General features: G+C 67.2%; 3 protein-coding genes. 2 read left to right on the plus strand and 1 reads right to left on the minus strand.

The window, feature by feature from the left end; translation table 11 throughout:
- Positions 1-6 precede the first annotated feature (6 nt).
- Entirely contained in the window at positions 7-885 is an 879-nt protein-coding gene (locus tag ACFX4F_RS20055) for a tetratricopeptide repeat protein (RefSeq protein ID WP_099821416.1), read from the minus strand.
- Between the two features lie 341 nt (positions 886-1226).
- Between ACFX4F_RS20055 and asnB the strand changes: the two genes are divergently transcribed.
- Positions 1227-2918, plus strand: coding sequence for an asparagine synthase B (gene asnB, locus ACFX4F_RS20060; protein ID WP_099821415.1), 1692 nt, complete (start codon positions 1227-1229; stop codon positions 2916-2918).
- A gap of 106 nt (positions 2919-3024) precedes the next feature.
- A complete protein-coding gene (locus ACFX4F_RS20065; protein ID WP_099821414.1) occupies positions 3025-4413 on the plus strand; it encodes a cation:proton antiporter in 1389 nt (462 codons plus the stop codon).
- Positions 4414-4519 lie beyond the last annotated feature (106 nt).

Genomic DNA, 4519 nt, shown 5'->3' on the forward strand with positions numbered 1-4519 from the left:
CCTCTACTATTCCGAAAAAATGAAGAATGGCGGTTCGACCGCTTTCTTCCAGTAGCTCGGCGCGGCCATGTAGAAGCGCTGCGCCTCGGCCTTGGCGAACCAACGCGCCGCCGCATCGCTGTCCCTCTCCACGCCCGGCGCACTCCGGCCCAGCAGCAGCCCGGCGAAGTACTGGCCGAACACATTGCCCTGTTCCGCGGCACGCTGATACATCTGCAGCGCGCGTGCCGGATCGCGCGGCAGGCCCACGCCTTTTTCAAGCAGTGCGCCCAGATCCACCTGCGCTTCGGCATCGCCACGCTCGGCGCGACGCTGGATCTGCGCAACCAGCGGATGCACGGTGTCACCCTGCGCAGCCACCGCATCCGGCAGTCGCGATGATGAACTCGCGTAGCGCTGGTAGATCATTCCGCGCAGGTCCCAGCGCAGCGCCTGTTGTGCGTCACCACGCTGGCGATAGGCCGTGGCGAGCCCGTAGAACGCATAGGGATTGCCGTGGTTGGCCGCCGCCAGGTAGGCGCGTTCGCCACGTCGCCAGGACGCGCGCAGCACTGGTGCCGGGTTGATGTGGGGGCTGTCGGCATGGCGCAGCGTGCCGGAGATCCAGATCCGGCCCAGTGCTTCTTCCGCCTTGGTGTTGTGGAAGGTCCAGGGGGTGACTGCCGCCGCACGCTCGTAATAGGCAATGGCGCGCGGATCGTTGAAGCGTTCAAAGGTTTCCGCGGTATCAAAGGCACCGTCGAAGCTGCCGTCGGTTCCGCGTTGTTCCAGTGCCTGTTGCTGGGCCGGCGGCAGGGCCGAGGGAGGAGGCAGGGTCTGGCAAGCGGCCAGGCCCAGGCAGAGCAGGGCGGCCAGCGCCGCGGTGCGTCCATTGCAGTGTTGCATTCCCGTTACACGATTCAGGGCGGGCCATTATGCGCTTCAGGACGTGGTTGCCGACGCAACTGTTGCGCGGCGGCGGAAACCGGGGTAGGGTCGATGCCATGTCGATCCGCCTGGCCACCGCCGTCAACAACAACAACCGCAATAATCTGCGCGCGAATAATCGTGCGCGGCCGATGCGGGACTGCGCCCTGGGTAGATAGACAGCAACATACGCCCGGACACCAGAAAACCCGCATCGGTCGATGCGGGTTTTTTTGTGCCCGGGCGCAGCGCCACCCGGGCCTGGATGGCCGGTCGAACACCTTCCCCCCGTGTACTTCCCCACAACAGGAGTTCCACCCATGTGTTCGATCTTCGGTATTTTCGGCCTGCAGGCCGGTGACGATCTTCCTTCCCTGCGCCGCCATGCGCTGGAGCTGTCGCAGCGCCAGCGCCATCGTGGCCCGGACTGGAGCGGCGTGTACCTGGATGAAGGCGCGCTGCTGGTCCACGAGCGCCTGGCCATCGTCGATCCGGCCGGCGGCTCGCAGCCGCTGCTGTCCGCAGACGGGCAGCTGGCGCTGGCGGTCAACGGCGAGATCTACAACCACCAGCAGCTCAAGGCCGGCCTCGCCGAAGCCTATGCCTTCCAGACCGGTTCGGACTGCGAGGTGATCAACGCGCTGTACCGCCAGGGCGGATCGCCGGCGCAATGGCTGGAACAGTTGAACGGCATCTTCGCTTTTGCCCTGTGGGACCGTGCAGCCGGCCGTGTGCTGGTGGCGCGCGATCCGGTCGGCGTGGTGCCGCTGTACTGGGGCCATGATGCGCAGGGGCGGCTGCGCGTAGCGTCTGAAATGAAGGCGCTGGTCGATACCTGTGCCGACGTTGCCCAGTTCCCGCCGGGCCATTACTACGACAGTGCCAGCGGCGAACTGGTGCGCTACTACCAGCAGCCGTGGCGCGAGTACGACGACGTGCAGGGCCGCCAGGCCGATCTCGCCGAGCTGCGCCAGGCCTTCGAACATGCGGTCGAACGCCAGCTGATGAGTGACGTGCCGTATGGCGTGCTGTTGTCGGGCGGGCTGGATTCATCGCTGGTCGCCGCCGTGGCAGCACGTTATGCGCGGCGTCGCATCGAAGATGGCGGCCAGAGCGAAGCCTGGTGGCCGCGCCTGCATTCGTTCGCCATCGGCCTGAAGGGTTCGCCGGATCTGGCCGCTGCTGCGGTTGCCGCCGAAGCGCTGGGCACCGTGCACCACGGCTTCGAATACACCTTCGAGGAAGGACTGGATGTGTTGCCGGAGGTGATCCGCCACATTGAAACCTACGACGTCACCACCATCCGCGCCTCCACGCCGATGTTCCTGCTGGCGCGCCGGATCAAGGCGATGGGCGTGAAAATGGTGCTGTCCGGCGAAGGCAGCGATGAGATCTTCGGCGGCTATCTGTACTTCCACAAGGCACCGGACGCGCGCGAATTCCACCAGGAACTGGTGCGCAAGCTCGACGCCCTGCACAACTACGATTGCCTGCGCGCCAACAAGTCGATGATGGCCTGGGGCGTGGAGCCGCGCGTGCCGTTCCTGGACCGCGAGTTCCTCGACGTGGCGATGCGTTTCGATGCCGCGCACAAGATGGTCGGTGCCGGCTTCGGTGGTCGCCGCATCGAGAAGGCAGTGCTGCGCGAGGCCTTCGAGGGCTACCTGCCGGACAGCATCCTGTGGCGGCAGAAGGAGCAGTTCAGCGACGGCGTCGGCTACGGTTGGATCGACGGCCTGAAGGCGCATGCCGAAGCGCAGGTCAGCGACCGCGTACTGGCCGCCGCCGACAAGCGTTTCCCGCACAATCCGCCGCAGACCAAGGAGGCGTACTACTACCGCCACCTGTTCGAGCAGTTCTTCCCCAGCCACGCGGCGGCTGAAACCGTGCCGGGCGGCAAGTCGATCGCCTGTTCCTCGCCGGCAGCCATTGCCTGGGATGCCAGCTTTGCCGCCGCCGCCGATCCGTCGGGCCGCGCCATCGCCGGGGTGCACGAGCAGGCGTTGGCCTGACCGGCAGTGCCCGGTCGCCTGACAACGGTAGCGCCGGACCATGCCCGGCGAGCGCGCAGCGCCGGAGCAGGCAAGGACGTATCATCGGCGCCCTGCACATTGGGGAATGTTCATGGACGTACAGACCGGAGGTTCCGCGCGACCGACGAAGTGGGCGTGGCGGTACCTGGTATGGGCTGGCGTGCCGTTGCTGGTCGGCCTGCTGCTGGCCCGCTATGCCGGGCCCGGGCTGCCGACGGTGGCCAGCAAGGCCGAGGCCGTGGTCGGCAGTGATTGGGCGCATCACCTGGCCTCGCCGCTCGGCCTGTTCCTGCTGCAGCTGCTGGTGCTGTTGCTGGTCGCCAAAGGCGCGGGCGCACTATTGAAGCGTTTCGGACAGCCGGCCGTGATCGGCGAGATGGCCGCTGGCCTAATGATGGGGCCGCTGTTACTGGGGAGTCTGCTGCCACAGGTGCACGGCGCGCTGTTCCCGGCCGCTTCGTTGGGGCCGCTGGGCATGCTCAGCCAGCTGGGCGTGCTGATGTTCCTGCTGGTGGCCGGCGCCGAGCTGGATCTGGGCGCGCTGCGTGGGCGTCGCCGATTCGCCTTCACTGTCAGCCACGCCGGCATCGCGGTGCCGTTCGTGCTCGGCGTGGTCCTGGCGATCTGGCTGTATCCGCAGCACGGTCCGCAGGGCGTGGGTTTCACCGCGTTCGCGCTGTTCGTCGGCATCTCGATGAGCATCACCGCTTTCCCGGTGCTGCTGCGCATCCTCGCTGATCGCGGCATCACCCACACATCGCTGGGGCAGACCGCCATCGCCTGCGCGGCGCTGGGCGATGCGACCGCGTGGTGCCTGCTGGCGCTGATCGTGGCGGCAGCGCAGGCTACCGGCTGGCTGCCGGCCAGCCTCAACCTGCTGTGCGTGGTGGCGTTCATCGCGCTGATGCTGGGGCTGGTGAAGCCGTGGTTTGCCCGGCAGACGATCGCGCCGGGTCGCGAAGGGCGCTGGCTGCTGGGCATCCTGCTGCTGTCATTGGCCAGTGCGCTGGTTACCGAAGTGCTCGGCATCCATGCGTTGTTCGGTGCGTTCGCTGCGGGTGTGGCGGTGTCGTCCAACGCGCAGCTGCGGCAGCTGCTGGTGGCCAGGGTCGAACCGTTCGCGGTGACCCTGCTGCTGCCGCTGTTCTTCGCCATGACCGGCCTGCGCATGCGTGCCGACGCGCTGCAGGGCAGCGACATCCTGTTGTGCGTGGTGGTGATCGCCGTGGCCACGGTGGGCAAGCTGCTGGGCACCTGGAGTGCGGCGCGCAGTACCGGCATGGCCTCGCGCGAGGCGTGGCGGCTGGGTGCGCTGATGAACACCCGCGGGTTGATGGAACTGATCGTGCTCAACCTGGGCTACGAACTGGGCCTGCTCGGCGACCGCCTGTTCGCGGTGCTGGTGATCATGGCGCTGGTGACCACTGCGATGACCGGGCCGCTGTTGAACCTGATCGAGCGCCGCAAGGCCTGAGCCGGTCGCGCGGGCGGACATCTTGTAGAGCCGAGCCCATGCTCGGCTCCGCACCAGAAGCAGCCGAGCATGGGCTCGGCTCTACAGCGTGCAGCGCACCCTCGGG

It is taken from the genome of Stenotrophomonas sp. YIM B13575 (assembly GCF_042787595.1).
Lineage (GTDB): Bacteria > Pseudomonadota > Gammaproteobacteria > Xanthomonadales > Xanthomonadaceae > Stenotrophomonas > Stenotrophomonas lactitubi_B.

Bases quoted from the DNA above. Each gene is read 5' to 3' on its own strand.
- ACFX4F_RS20055 (WP_099821416.1), bottom strand. From the start codon at position 885: ATGCAACACTGCAATGGACGCACCGCGGCGCTGGCCGCCCTGCTCTGC.
- ACFX4F_RS20065 (WP_099821414.1), top strand. From the start codon at position 3,025: ATGTTCATGGACGTACAGACCGGAGGTTCCGCGCGACCGACGAAGTGG.
- asnB (WP_099821415.1), top strand. From the start codon at position 1,227: ATGTGTTCGATCTTCGGTATTTTCGGCCTGCAGGCCGGTGACGATCTT.